We start from the raw sequence: 16,527 nt of genomic DNA, 5'->3' as shown, positions 1-16,527 counted from the left end.
GCTCGGCTCGGCCGGTCACCCGGTCGTCGGCAGCACGTGGTCGCCGGACCCGGTCGAGGAGACCGTGGCCCTGCAGAACGCGCGCAAGCACATCCACGCTTCTGAGGGCCTCAGCTCTCAGGACGAGGCCAGCGAGCTCGCGGGCAAGCCTTCCGACCCGAAGGCCTGATCCACAGCTGGACATGACGAAGGCCCCCGTGAACTCTCACGGGGGCCTTCGTCATGTCTGCCGGCCTCTGGCTTACTGCCTCTGGCCCTACTGCCTCTGCCTACTGGGCGTCGTCGAGTCCGATGGCGAACGCGGCCTCGTCGTCGCGCTTGGAGTAGCTGCGGAACGCGATGTGCGTGTCGGTGTTCAGCACACCCGCGACCTTGCTGATCTTGCCGGGCACCAGGGCTGCGAGGTCCTCGTGCTTGCTGACCCGCACCAGCGCGATCAGGTCCACGTCACCGGCACAGGAGTACACCTCGGTGACTCCGTCGATGTCGGCGATCTCCTGCGCGGCCTCGGGAATGCGTTCGGCGGCGGCCTGGATCAGCACGATGGCGGTGACCACGGCGTCCTCCTCGGGTCTGGGCTCCGGTGTCTCAAGCACCCGTAGTCTGCCCTACCGCCTGATCACCGGCGTGAGGACGTCGCCGCTCTCCGTTCGTGTCGCTTTGTCGACATCCCAACTGATATATCGGTTGGGCGCGCTACGGCTGACCTGCACTTATCCACCCTTATGCAAAAGACGTTTGCGGACGTCCGCAAACGTCTTTTGCATAAGGGCGTGCACGACGGGGTGTCCGGGTCAGTTCCAGTCGCGGATCGGGCGGGCGCTCGCGGCTTGCTCGGCCCACGGCACCCAGGCCGCGGCGGCACCGGCGGGGGAGGACCAGGGCTCGTCCGCGTAGACGAGGCGGGTGCCGGGCTGGTCGAGCCAGCGCAGGACGACGCCGGCTTCCTCCGGGGGTGCGCCGCGCAGCGGGCCGGGGGTCGGGATGACCGTTTCCGCCGAGGCGACGAGAGCGTCGACCACCGGCATCGGGCGGGTGCCCCTGCGGGCGACCCCGGCGGAGGCGAGGCGGCCGTAGCGGACGACCGAGAACTCCCAGCCGCCTTCGCGGTCGGGTCTCGCGGCCACCAGTTGCGGAAGCGCGGCGAGGGCCGCCAGGCGTTGGGCCCGGTCCAGGGAGCGGACGAGGCCCGCCAGGCGGTCGCGGCGGCGAGCGGCCTCTTCGAACCGTTCGGCTGAGGCCAGGCCACCGAGCTGGGAGATGAGCGTGCGCAACGGGTCGGCGCTGCGGCCGACGACCAGATCGCGCACGGCGACGACGGCGGGGGAGTACTCGTCCACGGACTGCCTGCCCGCGCAGGGCGCCTTGCAGCGGTCCAGTTCGGCCAGCGCGCACGGCGAGGCGCGCTGGTTCGTCGCCGGGATCTTGATGGTGCACGAGCGCAGCGGTACGGCGTCGAGCAGCGCTTCCGCGACCGACTCGGCCGCCCTGCGGGTGCGGAAGGGGCCCAGCGCGCCGTCCCGGGGGACCTTGACCAGGGAGATCCGGGGGAACGGCTCGTCGGTCAGCGTCAGCCACCAGGCGTGGTGGGGGTTCTTCGAGCGACGGTTGTAGGCGGGGCGATGGGCGCGCAGCAGCCGCAACTCGCGCACCTCCGCCTCCAGCGGGTGAGAGCACTCCACCGCGTCGACGCGCACGGCGAGGGACACCATCTCGCGCAGCCTGCGCCTGCCCTCGCTGGCCGTGAAGTACTGCCGGACCCGGCGGCGCAGGTCCGACGCCGTGCCGACGTAGAGGACCTCCTCCTTCGGGCCGCGGAAGAGGTACACGCCCGGTGTGGACGGCAGGTGGGCGGCCAGCGAGCGTTTGCGGCGTTGTTCCGGTGTCACCTCGGGCAGGTACGCCAGCAACTCCTCGAGCGAGTGCACGCCGACGTTGCCGACCCGCTCCAGCAGCGCGTGCAGCACCTCGACGGTCGTGCGGGCGTCGGCCAGCGCCCGGTGCGTCGGCTTGGTCTCCGTCTGGAACAGGTCCGAGAGCGCCGACAGCCGGCACGACGGCGCCTCGTCACGGCTGAGCACCCTGCGGGCGAGCTTCACCGTGCACACGACGGACGGCTTGGGCCAGCGGTAGCCGTGCCGTTCGCAGGCGGCCTTCATGAAGCCGACGTCGAAGCCCGAGTTGTGCGCCACCACGACCGATCCGGCCGCGAACTCCAGGAACGCGGGCAGCACCGTCTTCATGGTCGGCGCGCCCGTGACCATCAGCTGCGTGATCCCGGTCAGCTGGGCCACCATCGGCGGGATGCCGCGCTCCGGGTCGACGAGCGTGGCGAACTCGCCGAGGACCTGGCCGCCGCGCACCTTGACCGCGCCGATCTCGGTGACGGCGTCCTCCTCGGCGCTGCCCCCCGTCGTCTCCAGGTCGAAGACGACGAAGGTCGTGTCGCGCAGGGGCGTCCCGAGCTCGTCGAAGGACAGTTGTCCGGTCACGTGGCTGACGTTAGCGACGGGGTCCGACAATTTTTGGAGCTGATCTTCGGGAACGGTCTGACCTGCGGTTGCTCCATTGGAGTGGCGGTGGGGTGATCTTTTCCAGATCGTTGTTCCGAAGGGCGGACACGTCCATGCGGTGCTCGAGTCACGGGGCTCTAGCCTGGTGGGGTGCCAGACCCGATGCCCGAGCCCGAGTCCGACCATCCTGCCGATGAGGCAGGTGAGTCCGCCGACGATTCCGCTGGTGAATCCTCTGTGGACTGGTCGGCCCTGCCGGAGCCGTTGCGGGTGAGACTGGCCGAGCTGGGCGCGGACGCGCTGGGCGAGATGGCGAAGGTCGACGTGCCCCAGCACCTGCGGCCGGTGGCGAAGTTCGCGCCGACCAAACGCGCTCGCCTGGGCGGCTCGCAGGTCGTGGCCGGCCTGCGGGACTCGGCGAACTTCCGCACCGCGGTGGTCGAGTGGTTGCGCAAGAACAGGCCGTCGACGCTCGAGGTGACCTCACCGGACCCGGTGACGGCGGCCGCGGCGGCGGTGCTGACCGGAGACGACGTCGCACCGCACTACGTCGAACTGGTCTCGCGGCGGGTGGGCGACGCGACGCTGCGAGCCGAACGGGACGCGGCCGTCGCGCGCGCCGAGCGGATGGAAGGCGAACTGGAACGGCTGCGGTCCGAGCGCACCCAGCTCGACGGCGCGACCGAACGCGTCCGCGCGGATGCCGAGGTCGAGCTGGAACGCCTGCGCAAGCGGTTGCGCGAGCAGGGTGTGAAGCTGCGCGAGGCCAAGGACGCCGCCGAGGCCGCGGCGGGCGAGGTCGAGAAGATCCAGCTGCGCACCGCCGACGAGGTCAAGCGCCTGGTCGCCGAGCGCGACCGGGAGCGGGACCGCGCCGAGACCGAGCGCGGCAAGGCACAGCGGGCGATCGCGGACGCCGAGGTGGCGCGGCAGTCCGCGCGGGAGGCTCGGCAGGCCGACGAGGTGCGCCTCGCGTTGCTCGTGGACACCATGGACGGCGCCGTGACGGGCCTGCGCCGCGAACTGGCCCTGGGTGGCACCGGACCACGTCCGGCCGACCTCGTGCGGGGTGCCAGCGCGTCGCAGGGTGTCGTGGGCCGCGTGGAGGACCCGGCGGCGCTGGACCGGTTGCTGGCGTTGCCCGCGGTGCACCTGGTGGTGGACGGCTACAACGTCACGAAGACCGGTTATCCGGAGCTGTCGCTGTCGGATCAACGTGATCGGCTCGTGCACCAGCTTGCGGTCCTTGCCGCGCGCACGGGCGCAGAGGTGACGTTGGTCTTCGACGGCGCTGGAGTGGTCGCGGTGCCCGCGGCGGCTCCTCGGGGCGTGCGCGTGCTCTTCAGCGACCCCGGTGTGCTGGCCGATGACGTGATTCGCGCGCTGGTCACGGCGGAGCCCGAGGGCCGGCCCGTGGTGGTGGTGACGTCGGACCGCGCGGTCGCGGACTCGGTCCGCCGTCGGGGCGCGCACCCCGTGCCGTCCGCTGTGTTGCTGGCCCGTCTCGGGCGCGTTTGATCACCCGGTAGCCTGACGCCGTCGATCTTGGCGGTCTTGTTCTGGCGAGGGGGATCGGCGACCTCATGTCGCGCAACTTCACCCGTGTTCTCGTGGTTCTCCTGCTGTTGGTCCCGGTCACACCGGCTGTGTCCTCGGCTGCGCAACCGGCTGATCCCGCGCGCGCGTACGCGGAGCTGACAGCGCAGGCGACAAAGCTCAACGAAGAGGTCCTCCGCGCGCAGGAAGACCTCACCCAGCGCCGCGCCGAGCTCGAGCGCGCGACCGCGACGGTGGCGGCCGCGCAGCAGATCGAGCGGCAGGCCAAGCGCGACGAGGACGACTTCCAGGGGCGGGTCGACCTGATCGCCCAGGCGTCGTTCGAGGGCGCGCGGTTCAACCAGCTGTCGGCGCTGCTCGTGGCGGACTCGCAGCAGGACTTCCTGAACCGCCTCGAGATGATGCGGGTGCTGGCCGCCGACAACGCGGAGTCGCTCGCACGGCTGTCCGCGGCGGTGGAGAAGGCCCGGCAGGCGCACCAGGTTGCGGAGAGCGCGCGTGCCCGTGCCGCGGAGACCACCGCGGCGGCCGAGAAGCTGAAGAGCGATCTGGACGGCCGCAACCGGGCGTTGCAGGCGCAGATCAGCGAGGTGCGGACGGCGCTGACGCGGCTGCCCCCGCCCGTCGTGAACCAGCTGCGCGACCCCGGCGACCGCGCGCCGATCAGCGCGCCCTCGGGGGTGGCGGGAACCGCGCTGACCTTCGCGCTGGCGCAGCGCGGGGACGAGTACAGGTACGGCGCCACGGGCTTCGACCAGTGGGACTGCGCCGGGCTGACCATGAAGGCGTACGCGGCTGCCGGAATCGCGATCCCGCGCACGTCCGGTGGACAGGCCGGGATCGGCCGCGCCGTGTCGCGGTCCGAGGTCCGGGCAGGCGACCTGCTCATCTATTACGCGAGCCGATCGCACGTCGCCATGGCCGTGGACAACGCACGGGCCGTGCACGCCTCCACGGAGGGGCAGCCGGTGAAGATCGCACCTATCGACGCCATCGGGCCCATCGCGGTGATTCGGCGCATCGAGGGCTAGCGTTGCGCCGGTGAAGCACCTTCGGACGTTGCTGGCGATCACCGTCGCCATGACGTTCCTGCTGGGCATCAGCGTTGCATTACGGCCCGTTGAGTTGCAGTCGACCGCAAACGACCATTGCAATGAAGCGGTGCTGACGGCCACGTCCGGCACCGTGACCAGCAGTTCTTGTGATGGCGAGATTGCGATGCGAGTGCTGGGGTTGCTGGACGCGTCAGTGCGCGACGTCGGCGATATATTGGATATCAGCTGGGATCGACGGGTCGAGGTCGTCGTTCCGGCGTCGGACACCGAGCTCGTGTCGCTCGTCGGGCCCGCCTTCGCGGACATGGCCGGGATCGCCATCAGGGACGGTTCCGGGCAGCGTGTCGTCCTCAACCGGGTGCGCGCCGCGGCGCTGTCGGACGTGGAACTGGGCGTGCTGTTGCGGCACGAGATCACGCACGTCGCGACGCGCGACCTGACCTCCGACTCGGCGCCGCTGTGGCTGGTGGAGGGGTTCGCGGACTGGGTGGCGTTCCACCGCACGGGGCTGTCGCTGCGTCAGGCCGCGCCGTTGCTGAAATCGGACGTCGCGGCGCTGCCGGCCGACTTCGGCGGTGCCGGGCGGGACCTGGCCTACCAGCAGGCGTACTCGATCATGGTCTACCTGGAGTCACGGCTGGGGGAGCGTGGTGTCGTGGACTTCTTCCTGCGGCACGCGTCGCTGTCCGCAGTGGACGCCCGCGTCGTCGACGTGGCGGGCTGGCGTGAGTTCCTGAAAACGAGCATCGGATAGCGTTGGGTTCGTGCGCCGAACCCTGCTGGTGACCAACGACTTCCCGCCCCGCCCCGGTGGCATCCAGTCCTACCTGCACGCGTTCGCGACACGGCTGCCCCAGGACTCGCTCGTCGTCTACGCGCCGAAGTGGAAGGGCGCGGAGGAGTTCGACGCCGAGCAGCCGTTCCCGGTCGTGCGGCATCCCACGTCGCTGATGCTGCCGACGCCGGACGTCCTGCGCCGTGCCCGTGACATCGCCCGCGCCGAGTCGTGCGAGGCGGCGTGGTTCGGGGCGGCGGCACCGCTGGCGTTGCTGGCGCCGTCGCTCGGGTTGAGCCGCTCGGTGGCGTGCACGCACGGGCACGAGGTCGGCTGGTCGATGCTTCCGGTGGCGCGTCAGGCGTTGGGGGCCATCGGGTCCGGTGTGGACGTTGTGACCTACGTCAGCCGCTACACCCGTTCGCGGTTCTCGGCGGCGTTCGGGCCGATGGCGGCGCTGGAGCACCTTCCGTCCGGTGTGGACACCGAGCAGTACCGCCCGGATCCCGCCGCGCGCGCCGAGATCCGCGAGCGCCACGGCCTGGGCGACCGGCCAGTGGTCGTGTGCGTGTCGCGCCTGGTGCCGCGCAAGGGACAGGACGTCCTGATCCGGGCGCTGCCGCTGATCCAGCGTTCGGTGCCGGACGCCGCGCTGCTGATCGTCGGCGGCGGGCCGTACCGGAAGACGCTCGAGAAGATGGCCGCCGGTTCGCGCGACATCGTGCTGACCGGCTCGGTGCCGTGGGAGGAACTGCCCGCGCACTACAACGCCGGCGACGTCTTCGCGATGCCCTGCCGCACCCGTGGCCGAGGCCTCGACGTCGAAGGGCTCGGCATCGTCTACCTGGAGGCCTCCGCGACCGGGCTGCCCGTCGTGGCCGGACGCTCCGGCGGGGCTCCCGAGACCGTGCGGGACGGCATCACCGGCAACGTCGTCGACGGCCTCGACGTCGAGGCCGTCGCCTCGCGGATCGCCTCGCTCCTCGCCGACCCCGGGACCGCGGCCAAGATGGGCCGCGCCGGCCGGGAGTGGGTCAGCGACCACTGGCGCTGGGACCAGCTCGCACACCGGCTCGAAAACCTCATCGGCTGAACCCGGTGCCCGACGTTCCCAGCGGTTGAACAGCGGTATCCGCACGCTCCATGCAGGACGTCGACCGCCTGTATACAGGGCGTATCGCGGCTGCGTGCAGCTCTGGACGGCCGGGCGGAGCGGTGGAGAGCGGACAGGTCACGCGAGTTCGCGGGCCCGGTGCTCCAGAGCGCGCAATCCCAGTTCGGCACTCCGCCGCACGGCCTGATCGGCGGCGGCCCGCGCCTCCTCGGGACGGTCGAGATCCCGCAGCACCACGGCCAGGGCGATCAGCGCGCGGACCTCGCCCGAGGCGTAGCCGATCCGCCGGGCCGTCGCCAGGGCCTGCTCGAACAGTTCGGCGGCGGCGTCGAAGTCGAGGAGGGCGCGGCGGATCTCGCCGAGCGTGATCCGGACCGACGCGGCCACCTGCTGGTCACCTCCGTCGGCCACGAGGGACAGGGCGCGTGACGCCAGGGACAGGGCCGCGTCGGTGTCGCCGGCGGCGAGTTCCAGAGCGGCGAGGTTCTCCAGGGTCTCGGCCTCGCCGGCGGGGACGTTGCCGATCTCCAGGGCGCGTTCGAGGTGGGCCCGCGCCTCGATTGGACGCCCCCGCAGGCGCAGGGCCATGCCGAGGTAGGTGTGGCTGTCGGCGTTCGGGACCAGGGCCAGCGCCTGCGAGAAGTGCTCGACCGCGCCGTCGATCTCGCCGAGTTCCACGGCGAGCTGGCCGAGGTTGTACAGGCCGGTGCTGACGCTGTCCGCCGGCGCCGAGCGCAGCATCTCCAGGCAGAGGACCAGGGTGTCCCGCGCGGCGACCAGGTCGCCGGAGCGGCGGTGCACGAGGCTCAGGTTGTTGAGCGCGCCCGCCTCGGCGTCCTTGTCGCCCAGTTCCCGGTACAGGTCGATGGCGCGGTCGTGGTGCTCGACGGAGCGTGCGTACTCGCCCAGCCGCAGGTAGAGGGTGCCGAGGTTCGCGTGCATCGCGGCCTCGGCCGGGCGGTGCCCGGACTCCTGGGCGGCCTGCAGGCCGTGGTGGGCCGTCGCGAGCCATTCACCGACGTGCTGGCCGATCCAGAGGTAGCCGCGCAGCGCGTCCGCCAGCTGCCAGGCCATCACCGCGGGGCCGTGCTCGGCCGCGTGCCGGATGGCGGCGATCAGGTTCGGGCGTTCGGCGTCGAGCCACGCCAGGGCCTCGGCCGACGTCGAGATCCGCGGCGACGGTCCCGACGCCGACGACGGCAGCCGCACGATCCCGGGGTAGAGCAGCTCGGCGCAGCGTTCGACGCCGCGCAGGTAGTGGTTCACCAGCGCCGTCCACGCCACCTGCTGCTCCGGCGGGCTGTCCGCCTCCTCCCGCAACGCGGCGGCGTACCGGACCAGCTCGTCGTGGAACCGGTAGCGGCCGGGCGTCGGCGACACGACCAGCCCTGCGATCGTCAGCACCGTCAGCAGGCCCTCGGCGTCGACGTCGGCCAGCGCGGACGCGGCCTCCGGAGTGAAGTCCGGCCCCGGCGCCAGCGACAACAGCCGGAACAACCGCTGCGGCGCGGGAGGCAGCGCGGCGTAGGCGAGCTCGATCGGCGAACCGGAGATCGTCACGTCGTCACGCCCGGCCAGGTACGCCGCCGCCACCCGCAACGCCAGCGGCAGGTGCCCGCACCGCGCCGCCAGCTCCGCGTGGTCACCCGGCCCGAGCAGCTTCTCCAGCAGCGCCGCCGACTCCGCCGCCGGGAACACGTCCACCGGCACGGTCCGCGCGCCGTTCAAAGCGATCAGCCCGCGCAGGTCGCTCCGCGACGTCACGATCACCCGGCACGACGCCGTTCCCGGCAGCAGCGGCCGCACCTGGTCCGGCGCGGAGGCGTTGTCGAGCACCAGCAGCATCCGCCGCTCCGACAGCAACGACCGCAGCATCGTGCTCTGCTCGTCCGCGTCCGGCGGGATCTCGTCCGGCGGCACCCCGAGCGCCCGCAGGAACCGCGACAGCACGTCCACCCCGTCCGCCGGGGCCCCCAGCGCGTACCCGCGCAGGTCGACGTGGAGCTGCCCGTCCGGGAACCGGTCCCGCAGCAGGTGCGCCACGCGCACCGCGAGCGTCGTCTTGCCCACGCCCGGCTGCCCCGCCAGCGTCACGATCGGCACCGACCCGCCCGTGATCAGCCCCGAGACCCGCTCCACGTGCCAGGACCGCCCGGTGAAGTCCGCGATGTCGTCCGGCAGCCGCATCGGCGACGACGGCACCCGTTCCGGCTCCCGCCGCACCACCGGCGCCGCCAACTCGGGCGCCCCCACCAGGATCGCCTGGTGCAACGACCGCAGCTCCTGCGACGGGTCGATGCCCAGTTGCTCGTCGAGCGTCCGGTCGAGCTGGCGGAACGCCTCCAGCGCCTCCGCCTGCCTGCTGCTGCGGTAGAGCGCGAGCATCAGCTGCGCCCAGAACCGTTCGCGCAACGGGTGGTCCCGCGTCAGCCCGAACAGCTCCGGCACCAGGTCGGAGTGGTTGCCGAGCGCGAGCTCCACGTCGATCCGCTGCTCGTGCACCGTCATCAGCAGCTCGGTCAGCCGCGGCGCGTGCTCCGAGTACAACGTCTCCGAGGGCACGTCCGACAACACCGGGCCCCGCCACAACTCCAACGCCTCGGCAAACGCTTTCCGCGCCGTGACCAGGTCGTTCGACGACGACGCCGCACGTCCGCGAGCCGCCGCGTCCGCGAACAGGTGTGCGTCCACGGCCAGCGGGTCGACCCGCATCCGGTAGCCGTCCGCGGCCGTCTGGATCAACGACGGATCGCCCAGCGCCGCCCGCAGCCGCATCACGTACGTCTGCAACGTGCCCCGCGTGCGCGCCGGCGGTGTGTCCCCCCACACGTGCTCGACGAGTTCCGTCACGGGGACGACGCGGTTCGGCCGCAGCAGCAACGCCGCGAGCAACGCCCGGTGCTTGCCCGCGCGCAACACGACAGCGGTGGTCTCCAGGCGTACTTCCATCGGGCCGAGCAGCCGGAACTGCGGACCCGAAACCATCGTCTACCTCTCGTGCGAGCCGGATCTACCCCGTCCTGCCCACAGACTATTGGCGCGCTGTCGCCGAGTGACATCGGCGCGTCAGCGATACGTCAGCGCCGTACGGCAATCTTCTCCTCGTCCCGGTCGGGGGGCCGGGGCAACAACTTCTCGGGTTCGGCGGAAAGTTCCGCGGATCACGATCGCTGGGGGTCGAAAGGCCCAGGAGCACTCTTCAGCTCCTGGGCCTTTCGCGCATTCGACCTGCTGTTACTTCGCGTAGATCGCGTCGATGTCGGCCGAGTAGGTCGTCGCCACGACCGAGCGCTTCAGCTTCAGCGACGGCGTCATCTCGCCGCCCGCCTCGGTGAAGTCGACCGGCAGCACCCGGAACTTGCGGATCGCCTCGGCCTTGGACACCGACTTGTTCGCGTCGTCCACCACGGCCTGGATCTCGGCCAGCAGGTCCGCGTCCTCGATCAGGTCGGGGACCTCGGCGCTCGCCGGCTTGCCGTGGGACTCCTTCCACGACGGGAAGAACTCCGGGTCGATCGTGATCAGCGCGCCGATGAACGGCTGCTTGTCGCCGACGACCATGCACTGCGAGATCAGCGGGTGCGCCCGGATCCGGTCCTCGAGCTGCGCGGGGGAGACGTTCTTGCCACCGGCGGTGACGATGATCTCCTTCTTGCGGCCCGTGATCTTCAGGAACCCGTCGGTGTCGAGCTCACCGATGTCACCGGTGTGGAACCAGCCGTCCTCCAAGGCCTCCTTGGTGGCGGCCTCGTTGTTCCAGTAGCCGGTGAACACGATGTCGCCCTTGATGAGGATCTCGCCGTCCTCGGCGATCTTCACCGACGTGCCGGGCACCGGCAGGCCGACCGTGCCGACCTTCTCCTGGCCGCGGAACGTCACGCACGCCGCCGCCGACGTCTCGGTCAGGCCGTAGCCCTCGTAGACCGGGATGCCCGCGCCGCGGAAGAAGTGCGACAGGCGGGCACCCAGCGGCGCGCCACCGGAGACCGCCGCGACCGCACGACCGCCCAGGGCGGCCCGCAGCTTCGTGTACACCAGCTTGTCGAACACGGTGTGCTTGATCCGCAGGCCGATGCCGGGTCCGCCGTTGTCGAGCGCCGTGCTGTAGGCGACCGACGTGGCCTCGGCGGCGTCGAAGATCTTGCCCTTGCCGCCGGCGTGCGCCTTCTGCTTCGCGCCGTTGTAGACCTTCTCGAACACGCGCGGCACCGCGACGACGAACGTCGGGCGGAACTGGCCGAGGTCCTCGACGAGGTTCTTCACGTCCGCGGTGTGGCCCAGCGTCGCCCGCGAGTACACGCACGCGAGGTACAGGGCACGCGCCAGGATGTGCGCGAGCGGCAGGAACAGCAGCAGCGAGTTGCCGGCCGTGAGGATCTCCGGGAACCGCGACAGCGCCGACCGCACCTCGGACAGCAGGTTGCGGTGCGTCAGAGTGCAGCCCTTGGGACGGCCGGTGGTGCCGGACGTGTAGACGAGCGTCGCCGTGTGGTCCGCCTGGACCTGCTTGCGGCGCTCGTGCACCTGCTCGTCGGTGATCTCGGCACCCAGTGCGGTCAGTTCGTCGACCGCGGCGGCCGAGCCGTCGATCTGCCACACGTGGCGCAGTTCGGGCAGCTTGCCGACGGAGCCGTCGACCATCGCGCGGTGCGACGACGCCTCGACGAACACCGCCGTCGCGCCGGAGTCGGACAGGATCCACTCGATCTGGTCCGCCGACGACGTCTCGTAGATGGGCACCACGACGCCGCCCGCCGCCCAGATGGCGAAGTCGAGCAAGGACCACTCGTAGCGTGTTTTGGAGACCAGTCCGACGCGATCGCCCAGTTCGAGACCGGCTGCGATCATGCCCTTGGCGACCGCCATGACCTGCGCGGCGAAGTCACGCGCGGTGATGTCGATCCAGGTGCCGTCGACCTGCCTGCGGAAGCTGACGGCGTTGCCGAAGCGCTCCGCGTTGGCCCACACCATGTCGGTGAGGTTTTCCTCCGGAGCCACAGCGGCGGTGGCGGGGACGCTGAACTCGCGCACGTCAACCTCCGTACGGTGAAATGTTACTGGTGGGGAAACCTAGCGTGTGATTCCGGCGATACAAAGGTGGGTACGCCCTTCCGTTACCTTTTGTCCTTATGGCCAGCGTGGACGTCGTGGACGAAACCTTCCTCGCGGTACCACCCAGTGTGGTCGCCGCAGCCTTCGCGGCGCCCTCGTCGTGGCGGGCGTTCTGGCCCGATCTCGAGCTGGACGTCTACGCCGACAGGGGCGACGAAGGCCTGCGCTGGACCGTCGGCGGCGCGCTCGTCGGCACGATGGAGGTCTGGCTCGAGCCCGTGCTCGACGGCACCGTGGTGCACTACTTCCTCCGCGCTGACTCACCCGCCGGGTCGTTCACACCGCGCGACGCCCGCCGCGAGGTGCAACGCCGTCAGCTCGACGCGAAGTCCGTCTCGCTGGGTCTCAAGCTGACTCTGGAGGACGGCCGCCCGGCCGGCTGCCCGCCGGCAGTGTGATCTTGCTTGACGCGCGTCTCGCGGAACACCCCCATGCGGCGTCAACTAAGTTGGAAGCGTGCGGGTTCACGTGGTTTCCGATGTGCACGGCAACGCGGAGGCGCTCGCGCGCGCCGGTGACGGTGCGGACGCCCTCGTCGTGCTCGGCGACCTGATCGACTTCGTCGACTACCACGACCATTCCAAGGGGATCCTCGGCCGCGTCTTCGGGCCGGAGAAGGTCGGGATCTTCGCCGAACTGCGACGCGGCACCCGGCGCGCCGACACGGCGGGCTACATCCGGTCGCTGTGGGACGGGCTCGCCGACGCCCGTTCCGTCGTGGAAGAAGCGGTGCTGGAGCAGTACCACGCGTTGTTCGGCGCCATGTCCGCGCCGACGTACGCGACACCGGGCAATGTGGACAGTCCGCAGCTGTGGCCGCAGTTCGCCGGCGACGGAGTGCACGTCCTCGACGGCGAGGCCGCGGAGATCGGCGGGCTGAAGTTCGGCTTCGCCGGCGGCGGGCTGATGGTGCCCGGACTGGTCCGCAACCCCAACGCGCCGTGGTACCCGTACCTGCGCACGGAGGAGGACATGGCCTCGGCGCTGGAGCGGATGGGGCAGGTCGACGTGCTGTGCACGCACATCCCGCCACTCGTACCGGAACTGACCTACGACGTCGTCGCGCGCCGTCCCGAGTGGGGATCACGGGCGGCGCTGGCCAAGATCGAGCGCGAACGGCCCCGCTGGTCGGTGTTCGGGCACGTGCACCAGCCGTTGGCCAGGCGCGTGCGCGTCGGCTACACCGAGTGCATCAACGTCGGGCACTTCCAGCGCAGCGGCAAGCCTCACGTCCTGAATTGGTAGCCACGCGAGTAGCCTCCACGTCTATGGCCGACGAGTCCACTCAGTCCATCGTCATCGACGCTCCGCCTGAGAAGATCATGGCGATCATCGCGGACTTCCCGTCGTACCCGGACTGGGCGAACGGGATGAAGGAAGTCGAGGTCCTCGACACCCGCGACGACGGCCGCGCCGAACAGGTGCGGTTCGCGATCGACCAGGGTCCCGTGAAGGACGAGTACACCCTGAAGTACGACTGGTCCGCCGACGGCCTGTCGGTGAAGTGGGAGCTCGTCAAGGGCACCATGCAGAAGGCGCAGCAGGGCAGTTACGTGCTGGCGCCGTCCGGTACCGGCACCAAGGTCACCTACACGCTGTCGGTGCAGCTGGTGATCCCGATGATCGGGCTGTTCCGCCGCAAGGCCGAGAAGCTGATCCTCGACACCGCGCTCAAGGAGCTCAAGAAGCGCGCGGAGAAGGCGGCTTGAGCCGGGTCCTGCTCTTCACCGGCAAGGGCGGGGTCGGCAAGACGACGCTGTCGGCCGCCACGGCCGCCTCGCTGGCCGCGCACGGCCGCAAGGCGCTCGTGGTCTCCACCGACCCCGCGCACTCGCTGGGCGACGCGCTCGACGTGCGTCTCGGCGCCGAACCGTCCGAAGTAGACGGATCGGACGGCCTGTTCGCCTGCCAGATCGACCCGCGCGGCCTCGTCGACGAGGCCTGGGGCGACCTGCGCGGGCACCTGCGGACCGTGCTGGCCGGCGCCGGCGTCGACGAGCTCGACGCCGAGGAACTCACCGTGCTGCCCGGCGTCGAGGAGCTGCTGGCCCTCGCCGAGGTGCGGCGGCTCGCCGCGTCCGGGCCGTGGGAGGTCGTGGTCGTCGACTGCGGGCCGACCGCGGAGACGTTGCGGCTGCTGTCGCTGCCCGAGGCGTTCGCGGGGTACCTCGAACGGCTCTTCCCGACCCACCGGCGCGTGGTGCGGGGCCTGCTCGCGGGCGTCGCGGGCACCGGGACCGTCGAGAAGTGGGACGCGACCGCCGACGCGCTGAGCCGGCTCGCCGAGCGGCTCGACGCGTTGCGCTCGATGCTCACGGACGCGTCGTCGTGCTCGGTGCGGCTGGTGCTGACGCCCGAACGCGTCGTCGCCGCCGAGACCCGCCGCACGCTGACAGCCCTGGCGTTGCAGGGGATCCGCGTCGACAGCGTGATCGCGAACCGGCTGGTGCCCTCACCGGGTGCCGCGCGCGGTGCCGCCGCCACGTGGCTGCGGACCCGCCGGCACGAGCAGGACGCCGTGCTGGCCGAGCTGACCGGCATCGGTGAGATCCGCACGGTCGACCACCGCGCGTCGGAGCCCGTGGGCGTGCCGGCGTTGCTGGAGGTCGCCGAGCAGCTCTACGGCGACTCGGACCCGTTGCCGGGCGCCGCTGTCGCGGAATCGTTGCTGGAGGTGTCGGGCAGCGGGCGCGGGCTCGACGCCCGATACTCGCTGCGGATCGCGTTGCCGCTGGCAGACGACACGGAGCTGGACCTCGCACGCGTGGGCGACGACCTGGCGCTGACGGTGGACGGCCGGCGTCGGCTCGTGGCACTGCCGTCGTTGCTGAGGCGCTGCATCGTCACCGGTGCGGAGATGGACTCGGGTGGCGTCACGGTGGGGTTCCGCCCGGACCCTTCCCTCTGGCGCTGATTCAGGAGCTTGCAGATGACCCAGGACAACAACGGCAAGCTCGCCGAGGAGCTGCGGCTGCTCATCGACACGGCCGCCGAACGCATGCAGCCGTGGCTGCAGCGCGTCTCCGAGGCGGGCGACGGCTCGCACACGCCCGAGACGTGCGGCTGGTGCCCGTTGTGCAACGGCGTGGCGCTGCTGCGCGGCGACCGCTCCGAGCTGGCCGCGAAGGCCGCCGAACACGCCGCGGGCCTGGTGGCGGTGCTGCGTGCGGCCCTGCGCGAGCCCGGCACCACGCCACCGGCACCTCAGGCCGATGACGAGCCGGCGCCGGAGGCGGGCCAGCGCGTGCAGCACATCAAGGTCGTCAGGAAGTCCGACTAGTGCTCACCGTCGGAGTGGACATCGGCGGCACCAGCGTGCGCGCGGGAGTCGTGGACCCGCGTGGTTCGGTGCTGGACACCTCCCGCGCCCCCACGCCCGCGGGTGAACGCGCCCTCGAGGACGCGATCGTCGCCGCGGTGGAAGAGGTGGCGGCCCGTCACAAGGTGAACGCCGTCGGGCTGGCTGTCGCGGGCTTCATCGCCTCGGACCGCCGCACGGTCCGGTTCGCGCCGCACCTCGCGTGGCGGCAGGCCGACGTGGCGGACCGCATGAGCGACCGCCTGGGCATGCCGGTCGTGCTGGAACACGACGCGAACGCCGCCGCGCTGGCCGAACACCGCTTCGGTGCGGCCCGCGGAGCCAAGACCGCCGTGCTCGTCGCCATCGGCACGGGCATCGGCGCCGCGTTGCTGCTGAACGGCGAGGTCTTCCGCGGCGCGTACGGCGTGGCCCCCGAACTGGGCCACCTGCGCGTCGTCCCGGACGGCCGCCCCTGCCCGTGCGGCAAGAACGGCTGCTGGGAGCGCTACTGCAGTGGCACCGCCCTGAGCGCGACGGCGGTGGAGTTGCTCGCCAAGCACCCCGGTGTCTCGACCGTCCTGGCCCGCGAGGCGGCAGGCGACTCGCGCGCGGTGACCGGCCGCCGGGTGGCCGGAGCGGCCCGCGACGGCGACCCGCTGGCCCAGCGCGCGATGGCCGACCTGGCCCGCTGGCTCGGCGAGGGCCTGGCGCTGGTCGCGGACGTGTACGACCCCGAGGTGATCGTCATCGGGGGAGGCGTGTCGACGTCGGCGCCGCTGTTCCTCGACGACGCCCGCGAGCGCTACTCGTCCGTCGTGACCGGAGCGGGCCACCGCCCGCTGGCCAGGATCCGCACCGCCCAGCTCGGCGACGACGCGGGCATCGTGGGCGCGGCGACCCTGGCCCGCGAGTCGGCCGCCCAGCTGAGCGGCCAGATGGCCACACGGGCGGCCAAGAACCACGCACGCCGGTCCTGAGTCACTTCTCCAGGGGGCCGTGGCCCGAGTTCATCAGCGAGTAGCGCCAGCGGGAGTCCTCGACGTCGGCGCCCGGACGTTGACCGCGGCACCGAAGTCCTTCCGGGTCTGGTCCTGCTCGTC

The 16,527-nt window shown here is 71.4% G+C and carries 14 protein-coding genes; 10 read left to right on the top strand and 4 right to left on the bottom strand.

The annotated features are described in order from the left end of the window. Positions 1-269: 269 nt before the first annotated feature. Together PV646_RS43805 and PV646_RS43800 are read right to left on the bottom strand one after the other, a co-directional pair. Entirely contained in the window at positions 270-557 is a 288-nt protein-coding gene (locus PV646_RS43805; protein WP_045309335.1) for an Lrp/AsnC family transcriptional regulator, read from the bottom strand. 237 nt (positions 558-794) lie between these two features. Then, positions 795-2,492: a DEDD exonuclease domain-containing protein gene (locus PV646_RS43800; RefSeq protein WP_500348986.1), complete on the bottom strand. Its 1,698-nt coding sequence runs from the start codon at positions 2,490-2,492 to the stop codon at positions 795-797. A 258-nt stretch (positions 2,493-2,750) separates the two neighbouring features. On the opposite strand from PV646_RS43800, the gene PV646_RS43795 reads away from it, so the two are divergent. The 4 genes from PV646_RS43795 to PV646_RS43780 all read left to right on the top strand — a co-directional run bounded on the left by PV646_RS43795 (position 2,751) and on the right by PV646_RS43780 (position 6,993). Then, positions 2,751-4,031 carry an NYN domain-containing protein gene (locus PV646_RS43795; RefSeq protein WP_500348985.1) on the top strand — a complete coding sequence of 427 codons (1,281 nt, stop codon included), beginning with the start codon at positions 2,751-2,753 and terminating at the stop codon, positions 4,029-4,031. Between the two features lie 65 nt (positions 4,032-4,096). Next, the gene (locus PV646_RS43790; protein WP_500348983.1) at positions 4,097-5,101 is read left to right on the top strand and encodes a C40 family peptidase; all 1,005 of its coding nucleotides are present in this window, start codon (positions 4,097-4,099) and stop codon (positions 5,099-5,101) included. Between the two features lie 10 nt (positions 5,102-5,111). Beyond that, positions 5,112-5,879: a hypothetical protein gene (locus PV646_RS43785; protein WP_500348981.1), complete on the top strand. Its 768-nt coding sequence runs from the start codon at positions 5,112-5,114 to the stop codon at positions 5,877-5,879. Positions 5,880-5,889: 10 nt separating this feature from the next. Beyond that, positions 5,890-6,993: a glycosyltransferase family 4 protein gene (locus tag PV646_RS43780; RefSeq protein ID WP_500348979.1), complete on the top strand. Its 1,104-nt coding sequence runs from the start codon at positions 5,890-5,892 to the stop codon at positions 6,991-6,993. Between the two features lie 138 nt (positions 6,994-7,131). Here PV646_RS43780 and PV646_RS43775 read toward each other — a convergent pair whose 3' ends face one another. Together PV646_RS43775 and PV646_RS43770 are read right to left on the bottom strand one after the other, a co-directional pair. Continuing rightward, the gene (locus PV646_RS43775; protein ID WP_500348977.1) at positions 7,132-9,999 is read right to left on the bottom strand and encodes an AfsR/SARP family transcriptional regulator; all 2,868 of its coding nucleotides are present in this window, start codon (positions 9,997-9,999) and stop codon (positions 7,132-7,134) included. A gap of 249 nt (positions 10,000-10,248) precedes the next feature. Beyond that, complete coding sequence (locus tag PV646_RS43770; protein WP_500348975.1) at positions 10,249-12,045, bottom strand: AMP-dependent synthetase/ligase; 1,797 nt, start codon at positions 12,043-12,045, stop codon at positions 10,249-10,251. Between the two features lie 116 nt (positions 12,046-12,161). On the opposite strand from PV646_RS43770, the gene PV646_RS43765 reads away from it, so the two are divergent. Genes PV646_RS43765 through PV646_RS43740 form a run of 6 tightly spaced genes read left to right on the top strand, consistent with a single transcriptional unit; the run spans position 12,162 to position 16,404 of the window. Continuing rightward, on the top strand, positions 12,162-12,524 hold the full coding sequence (locus PV646_RS43765; protein WP_500348974.1) for a hypothetical protein: 363 nt from the start codon (positions 12,162-12,164) through the stop codon (positions 12,522-12,524). A 58-nt stretch (positions 12,525-12,582) separates the two neighbouring features. Next, positions 12,583-13,371, top strand: coding sequence for a metallophosphoesterase family protein (locus PV646_RS43760; protein ID WP_500348972.1), 789 nt, complete (start codon positions 12,583-12,585; stop codon positions 13,369-13,371). Between the two features lie 23 nt (positions 13,372-13,394). Next, on the top strand, positions 13,395-13,835 hold the full coding sequence (locus tag PV646_RS43755) for an SRPBCC family protein (RefSeq protein ID WP_452254539.1): 441 nt from the start codon (positions 13,395-13,397) through the stop codon (positions 13,833-13,835). After that, the gene (locus tag PV646_RS43750) at positions 13,832-15,040 is read left to right on the top strand and encodes an ArsA family ATPase (protein WP_500348970.1); all 1,209 of its coding nucleotides are present in this window, start codon (positions 13,832-13,834) and stop codon (positions 15,038-15,040) included. Before PV646_RS43755 ends, PV646_RS43750 begins: the two co-directional genes overlap by 4 nt. A 15-nt stretch (positions 15,041-15,055) precedes the next feature. After that, positions 15,056-15,406 carry a hypothetical protein gene (locus PV646_RS43745; protein WP_500348968.1) on the top strand — a complete coding sequence of 117 codons (351 nt, stop codon included), beginning with the start codon at positions 15,056-15,058 and terminating at the stop codon, positions 15,404-15,406. Continuing rightward, a complete protein-coding gene (locus PV646_RS43740) occupies positions 15,406-16,404 on the top strand; it encodes an ROK family glucokinase (RefSeq protein WP_500348967.1) in 999 nt (332 codons plus the stop codon). The genes PV646_RS43745 and PV646_RS43740 overlap by 1 nt, the downstream gene beginning before the upstream one ends. The last annotated feature ends 123 nt before the right edge of the window (positions 16,405-16,527 follow it).

The sequence above is a fragment of the Streptomyces sp. ID05-26A genome, assembly GCF_033794685.1.
Classification (GTDB): Bacteria; Actinomycetota; Actinomycetes; order Mycobacteriales; family Pseudonocardiaceae; genus Lentzea.
Note: the sequence above shows the minus strand (reverse complement) of the source record. Positions and strands in the feature narration are given on the sequence as shown.

Bases quoted from the DNA above. Each gene is read 5' to 3' on its own strand.
- PV646_RS43790 (WP_500348983.1), top strand. From the start codon at position 4,097: ATGTCGCGCAACTTCACCCGTGTTCTCGTGGTTCTCCTGCTGTTGGTC.
- PV646_RS43775 (WP_500348977.1), bottom strand. From the start codon at position 9,999: ATGGTTTCGGGTCCGCAGTTCCGGCTGCTCGGCCCGATGGAAGTACGC.
- PV646_RS43755 (WP_452254539.1), top strand. From the start codon at position 13,395: ATGGCCGACGAGTCCACTCAGTCCATCGTCATCGACGCTCCGCCTGAG.
- PV646_RS43745 (WP_500348968.1), top strand. From the start codon at position 15,056: ATGACCCAGGACAACAACGGCAAGCTCGCCGAGGAGCTGCGGCTGCTC.